Source organism: Bacillus sp. V5-8f (assembly GCF_002863565.1).
In the GTDB taxonomy this organism is placed as follows: domain Bacteria; phylum Bacillota; class Bacilli; order Bacillales; family DSM-1321; genus Peribacillus.
Genome location: NZ_PGUW01000007.1, coordinates 230,196 through 249,466, shown reverse-complemented (window position 1 = coordinate 249,466; position 19,271 = coordinate 230,196). Strand labels below are relative to the sequence as shown.

Here is a 19,271-nt window from a genome sequence, read left to right as displayed (position 1 = left end):
CTATTTCTTACATCATAACAGAAAGGAAAATTCCCATTAAACATTTTGCCCAGCCGGACTCATATGTGTTTCAAACCATTCCACTGTTTTTAAAACGCCTTCCCTGCTCACCTTATGCTCAGCTGTTTCATCCAAAATGAAGGATAGCCTATCATTTTCAAATTGATACCCGGGCAGTAACGCTTGATACAGCTCCCAGGCATTCCGGTAAGGGACAACCCTGTCTTTAGCTCCGTGCCAGAACATCAGTGGACGTCCCGCCAATTTCTCCTGTTGAAGGCTTAAATCGTATTCGGCAAGCCGGCTCAGCGTTTGATCAATTTCTTGGTCTGAGAGATTGAGGCTTACATCTTGTTTTTTTAGCGTTTCGATTTGTAATTTTGCGTATGAGACATAAGCAGGATTTCCCATTAAACTAACCCCGGTATGGATCCATTCATAGGATGCGAGCGCACCAAGTGTTACAATCCCGCCCATCGAAGTACCTGCCAAACCAATCTTCTCCGGAATAATTATATTACGATCTATAAGATTCTTTCTGATTACATCGATTTCAGTGATGCTCCTGATTACAATTTCCCAGAATTCCCCCATTAATTTTTGTTCGTTATCGCCTTTTGCCCTTTCACCATGGTATGGCGCATCAGGAAGAACTACCCGAAAGCCCTTTTCTGCCATTAGATAGGCATAATGTAAATTATGCTCCTTTGCGCTCGTGAAACCGTGAATGAATATAATCAGGGGAAGTTTTTCCTCCCATAATTCCCGTTTCACCAAATGAAGCACGGGTATCTCTTCTATACGCTCGTTTTCTATGATTACCAAAGCCCTGCCTCCTGATTGGTTTGTTTTAAAAATTCTCATAGTTTTACTATACAATGTAAGGGAATAAATGAAAAAGATTTAACTTTCCCTTAAAAACAGGGTAACATGAAAGGAATATAATAATAGAAGAGCGAATTCTGAAAATAGGGCATAATGATTTAAATAACTAAATGAAGGTGACTATATGAGAGAAAAGCATTTAATCTGTCTTGACCTGGATGGTACATTGCTAACAGACGAAAAACAAATCTCCCCTCGTTCAAAGGCCATTTTGTCACGGTTGAAAAACGAAGGCCATGAAGTCATGATCGCCACCGGCAGGCCTTACCGTTCCAGTGAATTGTATTATAGAGAACTGGATTTAAGGACACCCATCGTAAACTTTAATGGTGCATTCGTACATCACCCTCGTAATACTAGCTGGGGAGTATTCCACACACCAATGGATATCTCAGTAGCAAAAGAAATTGTCGAGGCCTGCGATCATTTCCGTTATCACAATATTATTGCAGAGGTACGGGATGATATTTACTTCCACTACCACGATGAAAAACTGATTGATATCTTTAAAATGGGTAACCCTAGGGTAACAACTGGTGATTTGCGGAATTTCCTTGAGGATTCTCCTACTAGTATGCTTATCCATACAGATGAACAATATGTAACGCAAATCCGCCAGCATCTTTCAGATGTGCATGCTGAGGTTATCGACCATCGCCGCTGGGCAGATCCATTCCATGTTATAGAAATTGTGAAATCTGGATTAAACAAAGCGGTTGGTATCCAGAAGGTTGCTGCAACACTCGGGATTCCAAGAGAGCGTATTATCGCGTTCGGCGATGAGGATAACGATTTAGAGATGCTTGATTACGCCGGAACCGGAGTAGCAATGGGGAATGCAATCGCGCAGCTGAAAAATGTAGCAAATGCTATTACATTAACTAACCAGGAAGATGGAATTGCTGTATTCCTTGAAGAAAAGTTCAATATCAAGACAGCTTAACGGCTGGATGCCAGTTCCTTCGAATTGGCATTTTAAATCCCGTTCGCAAGAGGCATGATAATAATGACGCAATATCTTGTGTCAAAAGCTTCTAAGCGGAGGGGATAACCATGGGTAAAAACAGTAAATCGCGACGGTTTGTACAACACGGAAGAGATTCTGTATCAAGGCATTCCGAACGTATCCCATATCGTACCACGTACGCTGAAGCGGAAGCCAAGCGGCTTCAAACCATGTCAGAACAAAGCTATGGTGGATTCTAATGGGTAATCAACTCTTTCAACAAGCAAGGACAGCAGTGAACAATGTTTTACATGCTACTGAAAAGAGCGAAAAGCAGGATAAACTGGAAATAGCGAAAAACGCTCTTTCCTCAGCCTATGCAAATTCCACTCCTGCTGAGCAAGAACAGCTCCATGAATTCCAGCAGCAGTTAGAAGCTGATCAATCGCGTTAAAAGAAAGGCCTCCGATCTCTGTTTTCGAGATGGAGGCTTTTCCTATGGTATCAGTCATTGTTGTTATTAGAACGAGACTTACCGCCCTTTTCACCGATCTCTTCGTAGAATTCCCGGTCATGGTTTTCTGAAGTAGCTTCGCCGCCTTTTCGGCCGATTTCCTGATAGAATTCCTTATCATGGTTTTCAGCGGTTGTCTCGCCGCCTTTTCGCCCAATCTCCTGATAGAATTCCTTATCATGGTTCTCAGCGGTAGCTTCGCCGCCTTTTCGGCCAATTTCCTGGTAAAAATCTTTATCGTGATTTCTTGAAGTCGCCTCGCCGCCCATACGTCCTGCTTCTTCTCTGCTCATTTTATTGTCGTCGTTATTTCTAGCCACTATCAATCACTCCTCTAAAGATTTTAGTATTAGCTTGTACAGTAGAGAAATAGCCGTTTTAGGGAGTGGTTAAACAGTTATTTATACATTTCATAAAATTGTAACAATTCTGTAATTAACAAATGCTAATATTATTCTTTCCGGAAAAAGCCAAAAATTGCCGATGTTTCAATGATGTTCGTAAAAGCCTTAGGATCCACCTCGCGGATTGTGCGCTCCAAATCATAAAGTTCATATCTTGTAATAACAATCATCAATATATCTTTATCCTCGTTCGTAAACGCACCTTTTGCTGGAAACATAGTGATTCCGCGGACCAGTTTGCCATGAATTGCTTCCTTCAATTCCTTGCTTTTCTTGGTAACAATCATGGCTGTCAATTTTTCATGGCGGGTATGAATGGCATCTATTACTCGTGTTGACGCATATAGTGTTACAAGAGTATATAATGCTTTCTCCCACCCATATAAGCTCCCTGCTGTTACGATGATAATAGCATTTAATATAAAAAAATATGTACCGACCGGTCTGTCCTTCATCCTGGAGAGCAGCATGGCGATAATATCCATCCCACCCGTAGATGCCCCATATTTAAGCGTTATCCCGACACCTATAGCCGCGATTACTCCACCAAAGACGGCATTCAAAAGAATATCTGGTGAAACGTGAATGATTGGGATGATCTCAAGGAAAAGCGACATAAGCACCACACTTAAAAAACTATAAAAAGTAAAAGCTTTTCCTACTTTTTTCCAGGCAAGAATAGTCACTGGCACATTTAATAAAAATAGTAAAATCCCTGTTGATATATTTATTGGAGTATAAGTGCTTATCATTCGTGAAAGTAATTGCGCTGCTCCCGTGAACCCGCTTGCATAAACTCCTGCTGGAATTAAAAATAAATTCATCGCAATGCCATTTAAAAATGCTCCAATGATAACCGCGATAATTTTTTTCGCCTCTGCCATATACATCGCTGTCCCTCCTAAAAAAACACATATGTATAGTATCCTATTACCCTCGCTTTGTTATTCTATTCACACAATCTATATCCTGTTTCTTCAACTGTATAGATTGTATTTTTCCAATGAAATGCTACACTGTTTATATACTAACCCAAGAATAATTTTGCCGAAGAAAGCTGGTGAATGAATGACTGTACAGATCATTGCTGATAGTGCATGCGACCTGCCGTTGTCATTTTATAAAGAGAATAATGTTACCCTGGCCCCTTTGCAGGTGCTTTTAGATGGGAACACTTATGAAGATTTGGAAACAATCGCGCCAAAGGAAGTGTATGACGCGATGAGGGAAGGGAAAACCCCGACAACTTCTCAGGTTTCACCGGAAAGATTCTTGACGTTATTCACCGGTCTCGCCAAGGAAAAGAAACAGGCAGTGTATATCGCATTTTCTTCCGAGCTGTCGGGCACATACCAAACAGCGGTCATGGTGCTCAACCAGGTAAAGGAAGATTACCCTCATGCCGACATTGAAGTAATTGACTCCAAATGCGCGTCAGTGGGTTATGGCCTTTTAGTATATAAAGCAGCCAAAATGGCACATGCCGGATCTTCAAAGGAATCAATTATTGAGAATGTTACGTTTCGAGCCAAGCATATGGAACACCTTTTCACGGTGGATAACCTTGAATATCTTGCAAGGGGCGGCCGGGTATCAAAAGCAGCAGCCTTTTTTGGAGGGCTGCTTAACATAAAGCCTCTGCTGCATGTTGAAGAAGGGAAATTGATCCCACTGGAAAAAATACGGGGCAAGAAAAAGCTATTGAAACGGGTACTTGAACTCATGCATGAACGCGGTGTTGATATAAAAACACAGACCGTGGGTATCAGCCATGGTGATGACGAGGAGACAGCGAATGAGTGGAAGAAAGCGATCCAGGAGGAGTTTGGCACATCAAACTTTGTGATCAACACAATCGGCTCTGCCATTGGTGCACACGTTGGCCCGGGAACCATGGCCGTATATTTCTTAAACGAGCTTCCGCCACGCAAATAACATACATACTCCCCTTCCTTAAAACGAACAATATAAAGGCATTTTATATGAAGGAGGCACGCATTATGCCACATACAAAAGATGACGATAAATTGCCTAAGGATAATCAGGCGCTGAATGAACAAAAAAACATTCTGCATGAGAAAAACAGGCAGGCAGGTAAATTTTCTTATTCAAAAAAAACCGACCACAAATAGCAGGGGGATCTCCCCTGCTATTTTCATGTGCAACGGGCGGCCGTACTTCTGTTGTCATTCCCGTGTTGTTTATCTATAATAAAGAAAGGAAAAAAGCGTACTTGGAGGTAGGGTATGGCAAAGGAAAGTTCATTCGATATCGTCTCAAAGGTTGATTTTTCGGAGGTCACGAATGCCGTGACGATGGCACTTAAAGAGATTAAAACCCGTTACGATTTTAAGGGCAGCAAAAGTGACATCACCCTGGATAAAGAGGAGCTAGTTTTGGTGTCCGATGATGAATTTAAGCTGGACCAGTTAAAAGATGTGCTCCTTAGTAAGCTTGTAAAACGCAGTGTTCCCATCAAAAACCTTGACTATGGGAAAATTGAAGGGGCTTCAGGCGGGACAGTCCGCCAGCGCGCCAAGCTAATTCAGGGCATCGATAAAGAGCAGGCAAAGAAAATCAACACGATTATTAAGAATTCTGGCTTGAAGGTAAAAAGCCAGGTCCAGGATGACCAAATCAGGGTCACAGGCAAAAGCCGCGATGAATTGCAAGGCATCATTGCCGCGATTCGTGGTGCTGACTTATCCATCGATGTTCAGTTTATTAACTACAGATAATGAGAATTTAAGAACCACCCAGTCAGGAAAACGTCTATACTAACAGAAGAAATATCTTTTATCATTGAAGCCTTCGTATTGGGAAGGCCACCTCGAATGGCATCGTTAGTGAATATATGTCGTGGTACATTGATATGTTATCGTTTTAAAAAAGCTGCAGAAGTATATGCAGCTTTTTTTTATTCCTTACTATGTATTAAGATTAACGGGCCAACTATCCAGTTTGTTATTTTTTTCCATGTTTTCCCCCTCCATATCAATGGAATAAGTAAAAGGAGAATAAACACTGGAGGGATATATATTGGGCAGTCAAGAGAAAAGTAAACAAACATTTCCGCCGCAGCACCAGGAACAACAGCCCGGAGTCGAGACCGAAATGACTCCTAATCCGGAGTCAGTCAAATCTGAATATAAAGGAAGCGGTAAATTAAAGGGAAAAACGGCCATCATAACTGGAGGCGACAGTGGAATCGGGAAATCCGTTGCCATCTATTATGCAAAGGAAGGGGCTAATGTTGCGATTGTGTACTTGGAGGAGCATGAAGATGCGAGCGCCACTAAGGAACTGGTCGAACAAACTGGGCAAAGATGCCTGCTTCTCTCTGGAGATATCGGTGATGAGGCGTTTTGCAAAGAGGTTGTTCAGAAAACGCTGGGTGAATTTGGTTCCGTTGATATCCTGGTTAATAATGCCGGTGAACAGCATCCACAAAAGAGCCTGCTTGATATTTCGACAGAACAGCTTGAAAAAACCTTTAAAACGAATATCTTTGCAATGTTCCATCTTACAAAAGCGGTTCTCCCACATTTGAAAAAGGGCAGCAGCATAATCAATACGGCTTCTATAACAGCCTACCAGGGTCATCCCGAGCTTATTGATTACTCTTCCACGAAGGGAGCCATTGTCTCATTCACAAGAGCGCTGTCCAATTCTGTTTCCAAGGACGGAATAAGGGTCAATGGTGTAGCGCCCGGGCCAATTTGGACTCCACTTATTCCTTCCACTTTTACCGAAGACCAGGTAGCCAAGTTCGGAAGTGACACGCCAATGGGCCGGGCAGGTCAGCCTGAAGAGCTCGCACCTGCTTATGTCTTCTTGGCTAGTGATGATTCATCCTATATCAGTGGCCAAATGATTCATGTAAATGGCGGCAAGGTCGTTAATGGATAGATATTTTGATAATCATGAAAAAAATAGATGAAGCATATCCCCTGCTTCATCTGTTTTTTATTGCCTAAGCCGGGCGATCACGATTTTATCCCCTATCCCGACGTGCCCTTTTCCATATTACGATAATGAAAACCGCAAACGCGGCGTAGACCGCACCCATAATGGCCAAATACGGGACATTTAAACCAGATTTATCAGTGAGCACATATACTTCGGCAACTTCACGGTCAAGAACGATTGTATATTTTTCACCCTTGCTCCGTACTAAGTCTCCTGCAAGCAATCCCCTTAGCTCTTTGTCTTCTTCTATTATATCCTTATCCAACGTGACTGTTTGGGACTTTGATGTGTTGTTGATCGCAATGATTGCCGTTTCATCTCTGTATGTCCGCTTAAATATCAACATTCCATCCTTTTCATAAAGAAGCCGGACATCGCCTTTCGTCAGCGAAGGCAGCTGTTTTCGCAGTTCGGCAAGCTTAGTGATATAAACAATTAGCTCCTGTTCCGCTTTAAATGCCATTATCTGATGATTGTCAGGCACTTTGCCCCCATTCATGGCAATTTCAGTACCATAATATACAGCCGGCATTCCTGGGACGGTGTATAGATAGGATAACGCCATTTTCCACCGCGTTCCAGGATGTTGTTTCTTCGCCATAGCTTCATTGGTAAAACGGGACATTTCATAATTATCGATAAAGCTCATCATGTTCCTGGAGGATTCCCCACCACCAAACCCAGTAACAACTTCGCTCAGGGGCCGATCCGTCCTGCTGAAAGCTTCCCGTAATTGTTCGGCTTTTGTCATGTCCATGATTCCATCTATACCAATTTTTTTAAGCTGTTCAATTGTCTGGGGTTCATCTTCTGTTATCTGTCCCGCCAAAAAGAAATCTTGTTTCTCCACCTTAACAGCCTTTGAAAAATCGGTCCAAAAATCCTTCGGTGCATGCTCAAGTCTTCCAAGGCTGTAGCCGTCAATGTCAGTCTCATGTACCCACCATTTGGCTGCATCAAGAAAATAGGTCCTTGTCTCCTGATTATCTAGGTTCAATTCAGGCAAATCCTCTGCCCACACAGCGTGCTCTCCGCCTTGAGCATTTCTGCCTTCACTTGCGCTTTTTTCCAGGAACCAATCCTTTTTATCTGGATCATTAAGCCAGGGATGGTTTGGTCCGACATGGTTCACTGGAAATTCTACTATTATTTTCATATCCCGTTTATGAGCTTCCTTTACAAGCTTTTTAAAGCCTTCTATTGTGCCGAAATGTTCTTCTGTCTTATAAAAATCCCGAATCCAATAACCATGGTAGCCCCGGTCTTCATTGTCAAATACAGGCGTCAGTGAAATTGCTGTAAAACCCATGTCTTTTATGTAATCAAGCTGTTCTTCAATCCCTTTAAAATCCCCGCCATTGTAGGCGGTGGGGTCAGTGACGTTCACATCGTTTGCGTTCTTTGTATTACCATCGTTAAATCGGTCAACCATCAAGGAATAAATCACTTCGTCTTGCCAAGATCGCTCTTCTTTTTCGACAGCGCTTACTTTAAGGCCGTTAAAAAGAAGAAACGGAATCAAAACGAGTGCCAGCACTCTATTTACCATATCCGCTCCCCCTACTATACTTCTCTACGACTATAAGATTAGCTTTTTGTCACTCAACCGTCAAACATGAATCTGAACGGAGAGGGCGGAACGACTGGTAAACCAAATTTTCGTTCAGTTGCCACCTGCTGTTTTCGTAGATTTATTAAAATTAAAGGTTATGATAATAATAATGCAAACCTATAATTTCATTACAGCCAAACAAGCATAAATAAAGGAAAAGGCGCAACCGTTCATTAAGTGAATTGTTGCGCCTTTTCCTATCTATTATTTCCTTTACGGCTTGTTTCCGAATGCAGTTGTTCGCTCGTACTAGTACCTGTGAAGTACTGATTTTTGCCCGGGAGAACCTTATGATTCAATCAGTTTAATATCATAGTCCTTAAACCAGACATGTATTTGGGCAAGATGCGCTAAAAGCTGCGGCCCAGTCATAAGCTGCCCGAACCATGGAATCTCGAAGGACGCACCTTTTGACTCCACAATTTCATTTAATTTTCCTCTATCAAAGAACTCATGCAGACTCGAATTCCGGTCAGCCAAAATTTCTTTCAACCACGATTGGATTCTATTTGTGTAGGCAGGGTTATGCGTTTTCGGGTATGGACTTTTCTTTCGGTACAGCACTTCTTCCGGTAATAGCCCTTCCAATGCTTTCCGAAGAATGCCTTTTTCCCTATTTCCGGTCATCTTCATTTCCCATGGGATGTTCCAAACATATTCAACGAGGCGATGGTCTGCAAATGGAACCCTGACCTCAAGGCTTGCACCCATGCTCATCCTGTCTTTTCGGTCTAGCAGCGTCGCCATGAACCATAGGATATTTAAATAAAATAATTCTCTCCTTTTGGCAGCTTCCCCTGTTTCTCCATCCAGTCGCGGGACTTCTGCAACCGTTTGTAAGTACTTTTCCTGTACATATTCTTTAAGCTTTAATTTCGTCTGCCAGTTTTCTGTTAATAATGACACCCTTGCACTGGTTGAACGCATCCATGGAAAACCAGTGCGGCTTAAATCATCTTCCCTGTGGAACCATGGATAGCCGCCAAAAATTTCATCCGCACATTCCCCAGAAAGCCCGACAGTAAAATTGTTTTTAATTTCCTTGCAAAACCAAAGAAGTGATGAATCAATATCCGCCATTCCCGGCAAATCCCTTACATGGACAGCCTCTGTTAAGTAATCAGCAAGGGATTCCTGTGAAATCACGGAGCTATGATGCACTGTATTAAATGCCTCGGACATTAATTTAATCCACGGTCCATCCGAATTCGGCTGGAATGCATTCTCTTTAAAGAACAAGTCATTATCTTGGTAATCGATGGAATAAGTATGAAGCCTGCCTTTGCCTTCTTGCTCGTACGCTCTCGCTGCTATAGCCGTAATGGCGCTTGAATCGACCCCTCCGGATAAAAATGTACAAAGTGGGACATCCGAGACAAGCTGCCTTGTAACCGCATCATTCACTAGGAAGCGTACTTTTTCCGTGGTTTCCTGCAACGAATCGGTGTGCTCTTCACTTTTCACATTCCAGTAGCGCCAGACTCTTAATCCCTTTCCTGCCGATAATGTTAATGCGTGTCCCGGGCGCAATTCCTTAATGCCGCGGAACACCCCTGACCCTGGTGTGCGTGACGGACCAAGACCAAAAACCTCCGCAAGCCCTTCTCTGTCAATTTGGGCCGACATGTCTGGATGGGCCAAGATTGCCTTTATCTCCGAACCAAACAGGAATCCTCCGCCTTTCTCTGCATAAAACAGAGGTTTAACGCCCAACCGGTCTCTGGCCATAAACAATTTTTGCTCCTCCATATCCCAGATCGCAAAGGCGAAAATCCCATTAAACAAATCCATGCAATTTTCTTTCCATTCAATATAAGAAGTTAGTAAAACTTCTGTATCACTATGACCTTTAAAGGAATATCCTTTTAATAACAATTGTTTTCGAATATCATCCGTGTTGTACAGCTCGCCATTGTAGCACAGTATATATGTTCTTTCCCGATGCTCTTTTAGCATTGGCTGGCAACCGCCTTCCGGATCTACAACGGTGAGGCGCTTATGGCCAAACGCTGCATGTGTATCCGTCCATACATTTGTTTGGTCAGGGCCGCGTTTAGACAGCGTTTCAGTCATTTTGCCCACAATATCAGTCTCATTCCCAACATTTTTCCGGTAATCAATCCATCCAGTAATCCCACACATGTATTTTCACCCTTCCTCTTATCATAGGTCTAACCCTCTTTGCGGCATTGCGCTAAAGCAATTAACCGGGGTCTGACCCCCAGTGCAGTGCCGCGTTAATACGATGGAGGTTTGCCGCCCCAATCAGTGCCGCGTTAAAACGATGGGTCTGACCCTAGTGCGGTACGTTGTTGAGCAATGGGGTAACCCCCAAATGAAAAGTTGAGCAAGACCGGCGTCATTTTGTTTTAAATACACTATGCAAACTTATTTGGGATGGTTATTTGTCCCGGTAGTAAAAAAAGAAGTTATATTTTTTGTGGAATTTGTCAAAAAAGTAGGTGAGGTTCCATTTTTTGGAGGGGTATTGTATGAGCCAACAGCAGAGATCTAAGCTTTTCAACCGCCAATCTCGCGCATTTACTGAAGGTACGGTTGAATACATCAATCATCAATGGATATTCTTTGATGGAGAAACGGATGAGGCCTCTTCGCTCGATGAGTACTTGCACCATGATATTGAGATTTTCCGCAACGGCCGCTGGTGCAAAGGGAGCATTGGGGAAAATGGTACTGTTACACATAAAGGCCAAGTATTTGATTTAGGGCATGATGAACCAATCCGAATCCGAAAGCAGCTTATCTACTCATTTGAAAGGCTGCTGGATGAATTGAATGATGATTCCTTCTTTCAGTTTGTTACCACCTTAAATTCACTTGATTTTTCTATATATGATTGCATATACGGCTATAACCAGCTCACCTTCCTTAGGACGGCAGCAACACAGTCCGGAGTCAATTTTTTCATTTTTGATAATGGTACTCTGATTTGCTCTGTCCAGCATCATTTTTTTTACTCTGCAAAGGAACATGATCGATTTGAATTTACCCTCAATACAGGAAAGCGGATTATTATAGAAAAAATCAATTCCGACCAACGGTGAGCAGCAAATTATTGCCAGCATCCCTTTCAGCTTCCCATCGTCAAGTTATAAAGCTCAACGACGGATAACTTTGTAAAGGTGAAGACAGAAGCAAAAATAGGCCCATAACGATAGATGGTTACACAGGTAGCAAAGGAAATGGCGTACTTAGTCTGTGTTATGTTTTTATGAGTGCAAGAAAGTTTCAGCTTTCATATACTAAATTAGCCTGGTTAAGGAAACCCGCCAGGCTTTTAACTTACAATTGATTTACTTACTTTTGGCCTGATACAAATACAAATTAAAAACACCGCCAAAAGTAAACGGCGGTGTTCAGGATTTAAGCAAATGGCTGGAAGCCCTGTGGTAAGGCCAATCCCATATAAACCACTGCCAGAAAGGCAACGATAAATACGGCCCAAAGCGGTCCAGTGCTTTTCCCTTTTTTAGCTCTGACAAGAATCATTTCCATCATACCAATGACAATAATGCCGAGGATAGCCTTGAGCGCGTAAACGTCAAAAGCACTGCCTATCAAGCCAAATCCGGTAAGGATAATTAGCACGTAAAAAAGGCGCAGGATCATATGTACAATTTTAAAGCCTTTCGCGTTGTCACCCTTATTCATAGACACTGCTACAAAAAAGAGTATGAGAGCGACTACCCAGGTTGTAATATGCATGTGCGTCATCTAAAAAAATCCTCCTCAGAAATAATCACATCAATCATATCATAGACAAACGCGTTATCACAAAATTTTGCATAATACTATTGGATTTTATTTACGAGAGTTCCAATTTTTTCGACAGTGATTTCCACTGTATCTCCAGATTTAAGGAATTTTGGCGGCTTAAAGCCTTTCCCTACTCCTGCTGGTGTGCCGGTAGCGATGATGTCGCCAGGCTCCAGGGTCATTCCTCTCGAAATTACCGAAATGATTTCCTCTGTGGGAAAAATGAACTGTTCCGTATTAGCATCCTGGCGTATTTCCCCATTCACTTTCGTTTGGATGCGAAGCTTATTAGGGTTAGGGACCATTGATTTATGAACGATATAAGGGCCCATTGGGCATGTACCGTCAAGACTTTTTCCAAGCAGGAATTGTTTGTGCCTAGCCTGCAGGTCCCGGGCTGTGATATCGTTGATAACGGTATATCCAAACACATAATCCAAAGCTTCTTCACGCATGATCGTGCGCCCTTTTTTTCCTATGATAATCGCAAGCTCTCCTTCATAATCCAATTGCTGTGTAACGTCACTATGACTAGGAACAACTGAATTTTGCCCGACTACTGTGGTAGGAGTTTTCGAAAAAAGCATGATATGCTCAGGAATATCTGCTTCACTGCCAAGTTCGATTGCATGCTCAGCATAATTTTTTCCTACACAGAAAATATTTTTGGCCGGTCGCGGTATTGGTGCCTCCCATTCCAACTCTTCATGGGCTACAAAAAGAGAGTCATCGTCCGTGCTAACGCTCCATAGATATATCCTTTCTGCCTTTTCCGCAAAATCGGCCACTTCCTGAATGCATTCTAGCAGTGTAGCCGGAAGAGCAACAGAGCTGTCATTCATTTTTACGGCAGCCTCCCTGAGCATTAAATACTTCTTGTCGTTTTCTTTAGACATCAGGATTTTGCTTTCCCCTTTGATTTTGGCTGTTGAGAATCTCATTAAATATTTCGCTCCTTCTCATCCCAATTGCTTTCACAAATTTTACTATACCACGATTATTTCTCAGTATAAAAAACTTGTTTCTAGATTGAAAGTGCTTCAAGGAAACTTTTATGTAGGTATGGTTACTTTGCTAAACTTAACAAACTCTCAATCTACCTTTCCGTTTAACCGCAGTCTTGGTACTATACTCTCCTTTTTTATAATCGTATAAAGGCAGACACTTTAGGAAATCCAGATAGGAACATTGTAGCTACCCTAGAAAGCCTGCTTGTCCTATCATTCTAAAATGAAAAGCTCTTTCACGAATGCCCCCTCTTACTCTGATTTCTCCTTGAACCAGGCTTTTCCCAATATATGAAACGCCTCCACATATGCTCGACAGGCCCGTTGCTGAAGTACTGGAGCCAAACTCTGCTCGCTGCCATTTGAATGATAAAAATACCAACTGCGAGCAGCATGCCTGCAGTAAAGGAGATATTTCCGTAATAGCCCAAACCATACGAGTAAAATAGGGAAGTTCCGACGATAGATTGGAAAAGATAATTGCTCATCGAAAGCTTTCCTACATAGGAAAATGGCTTTAAAAGATTATAAAAAAAGCTCTTCTCTACCAACAGAGTGATGGATGATACATAAAAAAACGACAGAATGGGTCCCCCAAACTGGTCCTGAATAAATAAAGCCAGAGGGCTTGCAAAACTGTAGTAAGGGAACAACTTTATTGAAAACCCTACAATAAAACTTACAACAAGTAGGATGGCCCATGTTTTTTTATAATGGATCGGCCTTTGAAGAAGGTCCGTTTTCGCAAAGCCTGCACCAATCAAAAACAATGGAAAAATGGACAAAAATAAGTAAATGGATGAAGCCGCGTTATTCACCAAATACCAGTCTTGGAACCTCTGCTGCATAATTTCCTTAAATGAACCAGTTGCATAAGCTTCCAGAGATTGCCGAATTCCTTCCTGGTGAGAAGGAACACTCATTTCCGACAATCCGGCTTTCCACATAAGAACCGCAACGAATAGAAAAGGAACCAAATAAATAGATGAGCCTATGATCAACAATGATTTCCCGCTCATTTTATAAAATAAGAGAAAAGCGAAACCGAACAAGGCATAATTGATTAATATATCTCCATGCCAGATGAAGAACGCATGCAGGCAGCCAAATAAAAGCAATGCCAATAACCTTCTTGAAAATAAGTTTGCAAACGATTCTCCATTACGGTTGGTCTTTCGTGCAAATAAAATGGCGCCAAACCCAAACAAAAATGCAAACAAAGGGTAGAAGCTTGCCTGGGCGAAAATATCAGTGATGATATACAAAAAGTGGTCGGGATTATCCTCCCACCAGGCCAGCGGATTCATATAGAGCACCGGCGAATGAAACGATGGCATGTTTACCAGGAGGATACCAAGGATTGAGAATCCCCTCAGGATATCTATACTTATCATTCTATTAGGCTGTTGCATCTGAAGGATCACATCCATTCTAATCGAAATCCAGGCTAGGTATATCATTATCTTTATCACATTTTAATTCTTACTACAAATTTGTTAAAAATTTTCTTATTTTCGCATTAACATCTTCTGCCAATTTCTATTTTCGCCACGAAATAGTTTTTTTTAATAAATTGGTTGATTAAAAGATTGATAGAGCGGGAATACATATACTAATAACAACAAAGGAGGAAAAAATAAATGAAACAGATTATCGAATTTATAGATGAAGAAGGATTTGAGCTAAAGGGTTACATATCCAATCTATTCGAACAAGCAAAAACAAATAATCAAGAAGAAAGCTGACGCAGAATGCTGGTCAGCTTTTATCATTTCTTTAGTGAAATGAATGAAAGATTTTATGTAGCAAATATCAAGCAAAACATACAGAATGTCATCAAAAATCTGAATAAGATATTTTGGGTAAGTACTGCCGAAGGGCTTTTATGAACAAAAAAAGGCGAGAATTGAAATCCTCACCTCTGGTTCCTATTTAATCCATTGAACAATATCATTCATGTTCTTTCTAGTTTTGGGACGGGGCTCATTACTTCTGTAACCGAATGCCGCCATTACGGAGACAGCTAAATGGCCATCTTCAAGCAAACCTTCCTCTGCTAAAACCTTTTGCACCTTGTCAAAATTAAATCCTTCAATTGGACAAGAGTCTATTCCAATTTGAGCAGCAGCCGTCATCATATTAGCTAAGGCAAGATACGTCTGTTTACTGGCCCAGTCGAATGCTGTTCGTTCATTTTCAAGAATATTCAAATCATCTTCCTGAAACTCCTTGTATCTGATTTTCATCTGAGCAAAAACGTCTTCAGGAATCTGTTTTACGTTTAGCATTTGGTTTTTTACATATTCGCTATCATATTTGGTGTCTTTAATCGTTCTTGCAAGAATAACGACGAAGTGGCTTGCAGTCGGTAGCTGCCCACGTGCTCCCCAAGAAACTTCCCGCAGCTTTTCCCGCAATTCTTTGTTTTGAACAATTAGAAATTTCCATGGTTCATAACCGACTGAGCTAGGCGATAATCTTGCTGCTTCCAAAATAAAGGTAAAGTCATCTTCAGAGATTTTTTTATTTGGGTCAAATTCTTTTGTTGCATGCCTAAATTGAAAGGCTTCAAGTATTTCCTGCTTTTTTTCTTCACGGCTGTCCATCATTGTATTGCTCCTTTTTGTCTAAATTTCGATTCTAAGATGAAAGGATGTGAACCGGTTTCATAGCTTACGATAACACTTAAATGCGTCTTGGCTTATTAAGAGGCATATTCTTTGCAACCCTCTCCACACTAACTTTTCAAGGATTATTATTGTCTAGCTGTGATCTAATTATTACTTGGTCGATTATAAAGAAAACAGAATAAAACACAAATAATATGCCTGAGTTATGAAGCTCTTCAAAGGATTATAAATACCTACAAAATGATGGCTAGGCCCCCTCGTATCTTCATTCATTATTGTAGTTTAAAAGACCGCCCTATGTAAAAGGGCGGTTTTGTTCATACGGATTAGTTTACAAAGCGTCCCGTTTTCCCATGCGAACTCCAATATTCATTGCGGAGATGGACTTTTTGGATCTTCCCTGATGCAGTTTTCGGAAGCTCCTGTACAAATGTCACCCCTGTAACAGCTTTAAAATGGGCAAGTTTTTCCCTGGAAAAGTTGATGATATCTTGTTCACTTACATTCTGGTTTTCTCTTAAAACTACATAGGCATGCGGGGTCTCTCCCCACTTTTCATGGGGCACGGCAATGACCGCGGCCTCACGGATGCTTGGGTGTTCATATAATACCCCTTCAACTTCAATGGAAGAAATATTCTCTCCGCCGCTGATAATGATATCCTTCTTGCGGTCTACAATATCGATATGCCCATATTCATCGACCGTCCCCATATCACCGGTATGCAGCCAGCCATTCCGGATTGTTTCCATCGTTGCTTGTTCATTTTTCCAATAGCCCTTCATGACTCCATGGCTTCTTGTCACCACTTCTCCAATTTCTTTCCCGTCATGTGCCACTTCTTTCCCATTCTCTTTGACTACCCGGACATCGCAGCCAATCATTGGATAGCCTGCTTTGGCCTTGATTCTGTACTGTTCATTTTGAGGAAGATGGGAGATATGTGGCCTAATGGTGGAAACTAAGCTTAGCGGTGTAGACTCAGTCATTCCGTAGACCTGGATGAATTCCCAGCCAAGCTCTTCTTCCACTCTTCTCACGAAAGCCGGCGGTGGTGCCGAACCTGCGATTACCACACGAACCTCTTGCTCTAATGCTGGTGCATTTTCTTCATTATACTGCAGAAGCGAATTCAAAACCGTAGGCGCCATATGAAGGATAGACACTTTATGGTCCTTCATTGCTTGAAAAATTGCCTCAGGAGTAGCTTTCTTCAAGCAAATATGGGTCGCACCGTTTGCGGTATAATAAAAAGGGGAGCCCCATCCATTCACATGGAACATCGGCAGGACATGGAGGTAAACATCACGGTCGCTCACCCGTAAATGATGCATAGAACTTAAGGCATGAAGATAATTGTTGCGGTGAGTCAGCATAACTCCTTTGGGATTTCCCGTTGTCCCACTTGTATAAAGCAGGCTGCAAACATCATCTTCATGGAGATCAGCACGCTCAAAACGTTCAGGGGTATAACTGTCTACCCATCTATTGTAATCGGTTTCATTTGTTTCCTGATCCTTATAGTGGACGATGATATGCTCAACCGTTTCCAGCTGCGTCTTAACAGGCTGTATGAGGTGATATAAGTCCTGGTCCACAAAAAGAACCCTAGATTCACTGTGGTTTAGAATAAACACATAATCCGCTGGAGTCAGCCTTATGTTAAGCGGCACCATAATGGCACCAAGCTGGAAAACACCGTAGAACCCTTCTAGCATTTCAAGGGTATTGGGCGCCAAATAAGCAACACGGTCCCCTTTAGCTATTCCTAGATCTCTTAATCCATGAGAAAGCTGATTAACCCTTGCATTTAATTCTTTGTATGTAAAAACTCTTTCATCACAATAAACCGCCGCTTTTTCTCCGTATAAGGAAACGGCGCGGTCCAAAAATTGCGGCAAAACTAAAGGTACATTCATCTCCAACACCTCTAAAAGTTTGAATTTTCTAAATCATCTTCATACTAACACACCCCATTGCAAATAAACCAGTAACTTTTATTTCTGTTATATAACATTTTTTCTTCTATTCTTAAAATAATTGTTTAATGATCTGTGTTTCTTTGTTGTGTAAGGCTTTGTATGACTTTCTTTCTCTCGTTGATTGTGTACGTGCTGCCAATAGCACGTAACTGCCGATATCACATTAGCGGAATCGTGACATAGGATATATGAATTCAATCCATAAAAATGGAGGGATATTATGCCGGCTATTGTTGGAGCAGTGCAAGTAATAAACATAGGGAGCGGCGGTGTCTTCCATATTGGCGATGTATTTAAGATTTCCCCACGTTCGAATACAAAAACCTTTGCCGGTGCTGGTTCCTTTAATACTGGAGAAAACCTATCACTATATAATAACCAAAGTACAACTAGTACTTATGACGCCAATTTAGTTGACCAGCCCATCGGACTCACTCTGTAACATTTTTGGAAATAAGGAGGTTGGCGCGATGATTTTCCATATTCAACAGTCGATTCATATAAACATGATAAAGATCAATAGCATCTCAAACTCATCTGTTTTTCAAATTGGAAGCGCTGGAGTGATCAAGCCCTTTTCCAGCCTTGCTAATACTGGAGGATTTATAGGCCCTGCACCCGAATTAGCTCCCGAAACTGCCAGCTTTGTGCAATTCCGGGATTCTTCCGGGAACTAAACTATTTGCTTAGGCACTCACCTAAGCAAGATTTTTGCATATAATATGGCAAGAACTGAGATAGCGCAGGAGTTGAGGTGATTGGACCTGTGCAAAATGAATTTCATTCCTACACGCTTCAGATGCAACGATATTTAGCGACCCAGGAAAACCGCATTGCCCAATTGGAAAAGTCATTACAGTTATTAAGAGAGGAGCTTACGGAACTAAGGAATAAACCGCCAGTGCATGTTGGAAGAATCGAATATAAATTTGATCAGTTGAAGGTTGAAACTTTGGAAGGCACATTAAATATCGGATTAAATCCAAATGATCTTAACCAGATAGATGAATTCTCCATAAATGGAACTTCTCCACAGGTACCTTACTTATTTCCGGAGCGGGAAGCCGTTATTGGGCAAATTACACAATCCATTCAGGGACAGATGGATGACATCATTACCGAATCTGAACGCAGGGCTGGACGTCCCATCGACTCTTCATACAGGGAATTCATTAAGAGCGACGTAGCCAGGCAGCTTCAACAAAGAATCGAGCTATATCTAGATAGAACAGCGCCCACTGAGCGAGTTAACAGCCAGGTTGATCAAGTCAGGGATAAGGTAACCGAACAAATAAAGAACGACATCTTGAGTGCGATTGGTAATTTTCTCACTTTTTCGCATAAACAAACGGGAGGTTATAATGACAATGCAGTATAATGTGACAAATTGCGGTCTGCATGTAGGCTCTATCAATATGATTGGTATATCCAGTGCTTCCTTGTTCCTAATCGGGGATGCACATACCATCCAGCTTTCATCAGCCTTTGATACTCCTCCGGAATCCTTGATTATTGGTCCTTTGACGCCTTTTGTACAGAGATAAA

At 41.7% G+C, this 19,271-nt stretch carries 22 protein-coding genes; 12 read left to right on the top strand and 10 right to left on the bottom strand.

Annotated features, from left to right (window positions below; translation table 11 throughout):
• Positions 1 to 36 precede the first annotated feature (36 nt).
• Positions 37 to 825, bottom strand: a complete 789-nt coding sequence (gene yjfP / locus CUU64_RS12065) for an esterase (protein ID WP_101633874.1) — start codon at positions 823 to 825, stop codon at positions 37 to 39.
• A gap of 184 nt (positions 826 to 1,009) precedes the next feature.
• On the opposite strand from yjfP, the gene CUU64_RS12060 reads away from it, so the two are divergent.
• The 3 genes from CUU64_RS12060 to CUU64_RS12055 all read left to right on the top strand — a co-directional run bounded on the left by CUU64_RS12060 (position 1,010) and on the right by CUU64_RS12055 (position 2,285).
• On the top strand, positions 1,010 to 1,828 hold the full coding sequence (locus CUU64_RS12060; RefSeq protein WP_101633873.1) for a Cof-type HAD-IIB family hydrolase: 819 nt from the start codon (positions 1,010 to 1,012) through the stop codon (positions 1,826 to 1,828).
• A gap of 110 nt (positions 1,829 to 1,938) precedes the next feature.
• The gene (locus CUU64_RS22015; RefSeq protein ID WP_180954570.1) at positions 1,939 to 2,091 is read left to right on the top strand and encodes a hypothetical protein; all 153 of its coding nucleotides are present in this window, start codon (positions 1,939 to 1,941) and stop codon (positions 2,089 to 2,091) included.
• The gene (locus tag CUU64_RS12055; protein ID WP_101633872.1) at positions 2,091 to 2,285 is read left to right on the top strand and encodes a DUF3813 domain-containing protein; all 195 of its coding nucleotides are present in this window, start codon (positions 2,091 to 2,093) and stop codon (positions 2,283 to 2,285) included. The genes CUU64_RS22015 and CUU64_RS12055 overlap by 1 nt, the downstream gene beginning before the upstream one ends.
• 50 nt (positions 2,286 to 2,335) lie before the next feature.
• Here the strand turns inward: CUU64_RS12055 and CUU64_RS12050 are convergent, their stop codons facing one another.
• Positions 2,336 to 2,638, bottom strand: coding sequence for a KGG domain-containing protein (locus tag CUU64_RS12050; RefSeq protein ID WP_101633965.1), 303 nt, complete (start codon positions 2,636 to 2,638; stop codon positions 2,336 to 2,338).
• A 158-nt stretch (positions 2,639 to 2,796) separates the two neighbouring features.
• A complete protein-coding gene (locus CUU64_RS12045; protein ID WP_101633871.1) occupies positions 2,797 to 3,639 on the bottom strand; it encodes a YitT family protein in 843 nt (280 codons plus the stop codon).
• Between the two features lie 178 nt (positions 3,640 to 3,817).
• On the opposite strand from CUU64_RS12045, the gene CUU64_RS12040 reads away from it, so the two are divergent.
• The 4 genes from CUU64_RS12040 to CUU64_RS12025 all read left to right on the top strand — a co-directional run bounded on the left by CUU64_RS12040 (position 3,818) and on the right by CUU64_RS12025 (position 6,658).
• The gene (locus CUU64_RS12040; protein WP_101633870.1) at positions 3,818 to 4,684 is read left to right on the top strand and encodes a DegV family protein; all 867 of its coding nucleotides are present in this window, start codon (positions 3,818 to 3,820) and stop codon (positions 4,682 to 4,684) included.
• 65 nt (positions 4,685 to 4,749) lie between these two features.
• Positions 4,750 to 4,881 carry a DUF3941 domain-containing protein gene (locus CUU64_RS12035; protein WP_101633869.1) on the top strand — a complete coding sequence of 44 codons (132 nt, stop codon included), beginning with the start codon at positions 4,750 to 4,752 and terminating at the stop codon, positions 4,879 to 4,881.
• Positions 4,882 to 4,995: 114 nt separating this feature from the next.
• Entirely contained in the window at positions 4,996 to 5,487 is a 492-nt protein-coding gene (locus tag CUU64_RS12030) for a YajQ family cyclic di-GMP-binding protein (RefSeq protein WP_101633868.1), read from the top strand.
• Between the two features lie 301 nt (positions 5,488 to 5,788).
• Positions 5,789 to 6,658, top strand: coding sequence for an SDR family oxidoreductase (locus tag CUU64_RS12025; protein WP_101633867.1), 870 nt, complete (start codon positions 5,789 to 5,791; stop codon positions 6,656 to 6,658).
• 85 nt (positions 6,659 to 6,743) lie between these two features.
• Here the strand turns inward: CUU64_RS12025 and CUU64_RS12020 are convergent, their stop codons facing one another.
• Positions 6,744 to 8,267: an alpha-amylase family glycosyl hydrolase gene (locus CUU64_RS12020; protein WP_101633866.1), complete on the bottom strand. Its 1,524-nt coding sequence runs from the start codon at positions 8,265 to 8,267 to the stop codon at positions 6,744 to 6,746.
• A 351-nt stretch (positions 8,268 to 8,618) separates the two neighbouring features.
• Positions 8,619 to 10,472 carry an asparagine synthase (glutamine-hydrolyzing) gene (gene asnB, locus CUU64_RS12015; protein ID WP_101633865.1) on the bottom strand — a complete coding sequence of 618 codons (1,854 nt, stop codon included), beginning with the start codon at positions 10,470 to 10,472 and terminating at the stop codon, positions 8,619 to 8,621.
• A 350-nt stretch (positions 10,473 to 10,822) separates the two neighbouring features.
• On the opposite strand from asnB, the gene CUU64_RS12010 reads away from it, so the two are divergent.
• Positions 10,823 to 11,395, top strand: coding sequence for a DUF2777 domain-containing protein (locus CUU64_RS12010; RefSeq protein ID WP_101633864.1), 573 nt, complete (start codon positions 10,823 to 10,825; stop codon positions 11,393 to 11,395).
• Between the two features lie 319 nt (positions 11,396 to 11,714).
• On the opposite strand, the gene CUU64_RS12005 is transcribed toward CUU64_RS12010, so the two are convergent.
• From CUU64_RS12005 to CUU64_RS11985, 5 genes are all read right to left on the bottom strand, one after another.
• Positions 11,715 to 12,065 carry a YisL family protein gene (locus CUU64_RS12005; protein WP_101633863.1) on the bottom strand — a complete coding sequence of 117 codons (351 nt, stop codon included), beginning with the start codon at positions 12,063 to 12,065 and terminating at the stop codon, positions 11,715 to 11,717.
• A 77-nt stretch (positions 12,066 to 12,142) separates the two neighbouring features.
• Entirely contained in the window at positions 12,143 to 13,048 is a 906-nt protein-coding gene (locus tag CUU64_RS12000) for a fumarylacetoacetate hydrolase family protein (protein WP_101633862.1), read from the bottom strand.
• Positions 13,049 to 13,350: 302 nt separating this feature from the next.
• Entirely contained in the window at positions 13,351 to 14,526 is a 1,176-nt protein-coding gene (locus CUU64_RS11995; protein ID WP_257985500.1) for a DUF418 domain-containing protein, read from the bottom strand.
• Between the two features lie 516 nt (positions 14,527 to 15,042).
• On the bottom strand, positions 15,043 to 15,720 hold the full coding sequence (locus CUU64_RS11990) for an NAD(P)H-dependent oxidoreductase (RefSeq protein ID WP_101633964.1): 678 nt from the start codon (positions 15,718 to 15,720) through the stop codon (positions 15,043 to 15,045).
• A 350-nt stretch (positions 15,721 to 16,070) separates the two neighbouring features.
• Positions 16,071 to 17,663: a long-chain-fatty-acid--CoA ligase gene (locus CUU64_RS11985; protein WP_101633860.1), complete on the bottom strand. Its 1,593-nt coding sequence runs from the start codon at positions 17,661 to 17,663 to the stop codon at positions 16,071 to 16,073.
• A gap of 283 nt (positions 17,664 to 17,946) precedes the next feature.
• On the opposite strand from CUU64_RS11985, the gene CUU64_RS11980 reads away from it, so the two are divergent.
• The 4 genes from CUU64_RS11980 (at position 17,947) to CUU64_RS11965 (ending at position 19,270) form a co-directional block, all read left to right on the top strand.
• On the top strand, positions 17,947 to 18,168 hold the full coding sequence (locus CUU64_RS11980) for a spore germination protein (RefSeq protein ID WP_101633859.1): 222 nt from the start codon (positions 17,947 to 17,949) through the stop codon (positions 18,166 to 18,168).
• A 1-nt stretch (position 18,169) separates the two neighbouring features.
• Positions 18,170 to 18,403: a spore germination protein GerPB gene (locus CUU64_RS11975; RefSeq protein ID WP_308302373.1), complete on the top strand. Its 234-nt coding sequence runs from the start codon at positions 18,170 to 18,172 to the stop codon at positions 18,401 to 18,403.
• Positions 18,404 to 18,492: 89 nt separating this feature from the next.
• Complete coding sequence (gene gerPC, locus CUU64_RS11970) at positions 18,493 to 19,104, top strand: spore germination protein GerPC (protein ID WP_142383621.1); 612 nt, start codon at positions 18,493 to 18,495, stop codon at positions 19,102 to 19,104.
• On the top strand, positions 19,094 to 19,270 hold the full coding sequence (locus tag CUU64_RS11965) for a spore gernimation protein GerPD (RefSeq protein ID WP_101633963.1): 177 nt from the start codon (positions 19,094 to 19,096) through the stop codon (positions 19,268 to 19,270). The genes gerPC and CUU64_RS11965 overlap by 11 nt, the downstream gene beginning before the upstream one ends.
• Position 19,271 lies beyond the last annotated feature (1 nt).

Excerpts from the sequence above, each read along its gene's own strand:
- CUU64_RS12030 (WP_101633868.1), top strand. The coding sequence starts at position 4,996 with ATGGCAAAGGAAAGTTCATTCGATATCGTCTCAAAGGTTGATTTTTCG.
- CUU64_RS12055 (WP_101633872.1), top strand. The coding sequence starts at position 2,091 with ATGGGTAATCAACTCTTTCAACAAGCAAGGACAGCAGTGAACAATGTT.
- CUU64_RS22015 (WP_180954570.1), top strand. The coding sequence starts at position 1,939 with ATGGGTAAAAACAGTAAATCGCGACGGTTTGTACAACACGGAAGAGAT.
- CUU64_RS11985 (WP_101633860.1), bottom strand. The coding sequence starts at position 17,663 with ATGAATGTACCTTTAGTTTTGCCGCAATTTTTGGACCGCGCCGTTTCC.
- CUU64_RS12040 (WP_101633870.1), top strand. The coding sequence starts at position 3,818 with ATGACTGTACAGATCATTGCTGATAGTGCATGCGACCTGCCGTTGTCA.
- CUU64_RS12010 (WP_101633864.1), top strand. The coding sequence starts at position 10,823 with ATGAGCCAACAGCAGAGATCTAAGCTTTTCAACCGCCAATCTCGCGCA.
- CUU64_RS11965 (WP_101633963.1), top strand. The coding sequence starts at position 19,094 with ATGCAGTATAATGTGACAAATTGCGGTCTGCATGTAGGCTCTATCAAT.
- asnB (WP_101633865.1), bottom strand. The coding sequence starts at position 10,472 with ATGTGTGGGATTACTGGATGGATTGATTACCGGAAAAATGTTGGGAAT.
- CUU64_RS11990 (WP_101633964.1), bottom strand. The coding sequence starts at position 15,720 with ATGGACAGCCGTGAAGAAAAAAAGCAGGAAATACTTGAAGCCTTTCAA.
- CUU64_RS11995 (WP_257985500.1), bottom strand. The coding sequence starts at position 14,526 with ATGCAACAGCCTAATAGAATGATAAGTATAGATATCCTGAGGGGATTC.
- CUU64_RS12005 (WP_101633863.1), bottom strand. The coding sequence starts at position 12,065 with ATGACGCACATGCATATTACAACCTGGGTAGTCGCTCTCATACTCTTT.
- CUU64_RS12050 (WP_101633965.1), bottom strand. The coding sequence starts at position 2,638 with ATGAGCAGAGAAGAAGCAGGACGTATGGGCGGCGAGGCGACTTCAAGA.
- CUU64_RS12035 (WP_101633869.1), top strand. The coding sequence starts at position 4,750 with ATGCCACATACAAAAGATGACGATAAATTGCCTAAGGATAATCAGGCG.
- CUU64_RS11980 (WP_101633859.1), top strand. The coding sequence starts at position 17,947 with ATGCCGGCTATTGTTGGAGCAGTGCAAGTAATAAACATAGGGAGCGGC.
- CUU64_RS12000 (WP_101633862.1), bottom strand. The coding sequence starts at position 13,048 with ATGAGATTCTCAACAGCCAAAATCAAAGGGGAAAGCAAAATCCTGATG.
- CUU64_RS12020 (WP_101633866.1), bottom strand. The coding sequence starts at position 8,267 with ATGGTAAATAGAGTGCTGGCACTCGTTTTGATTCCGTTTCTTCTTTTT.
- CUU64_RS12060 (WP_101633873.1), top strand. The coding sequence starts at position 1,010 with ATGAGAGAAAAGCATTTAATCTGTCTTGACCTGGATGGTACATTGCTA.
- CUU64_RS12045 (WP_101633871.1), bottom strand. The coding sequence starts at position 3,639 with ATGTATATGGCAGAGGCGAAAAAAATTATCGCGGTTATCATTGGAGCA.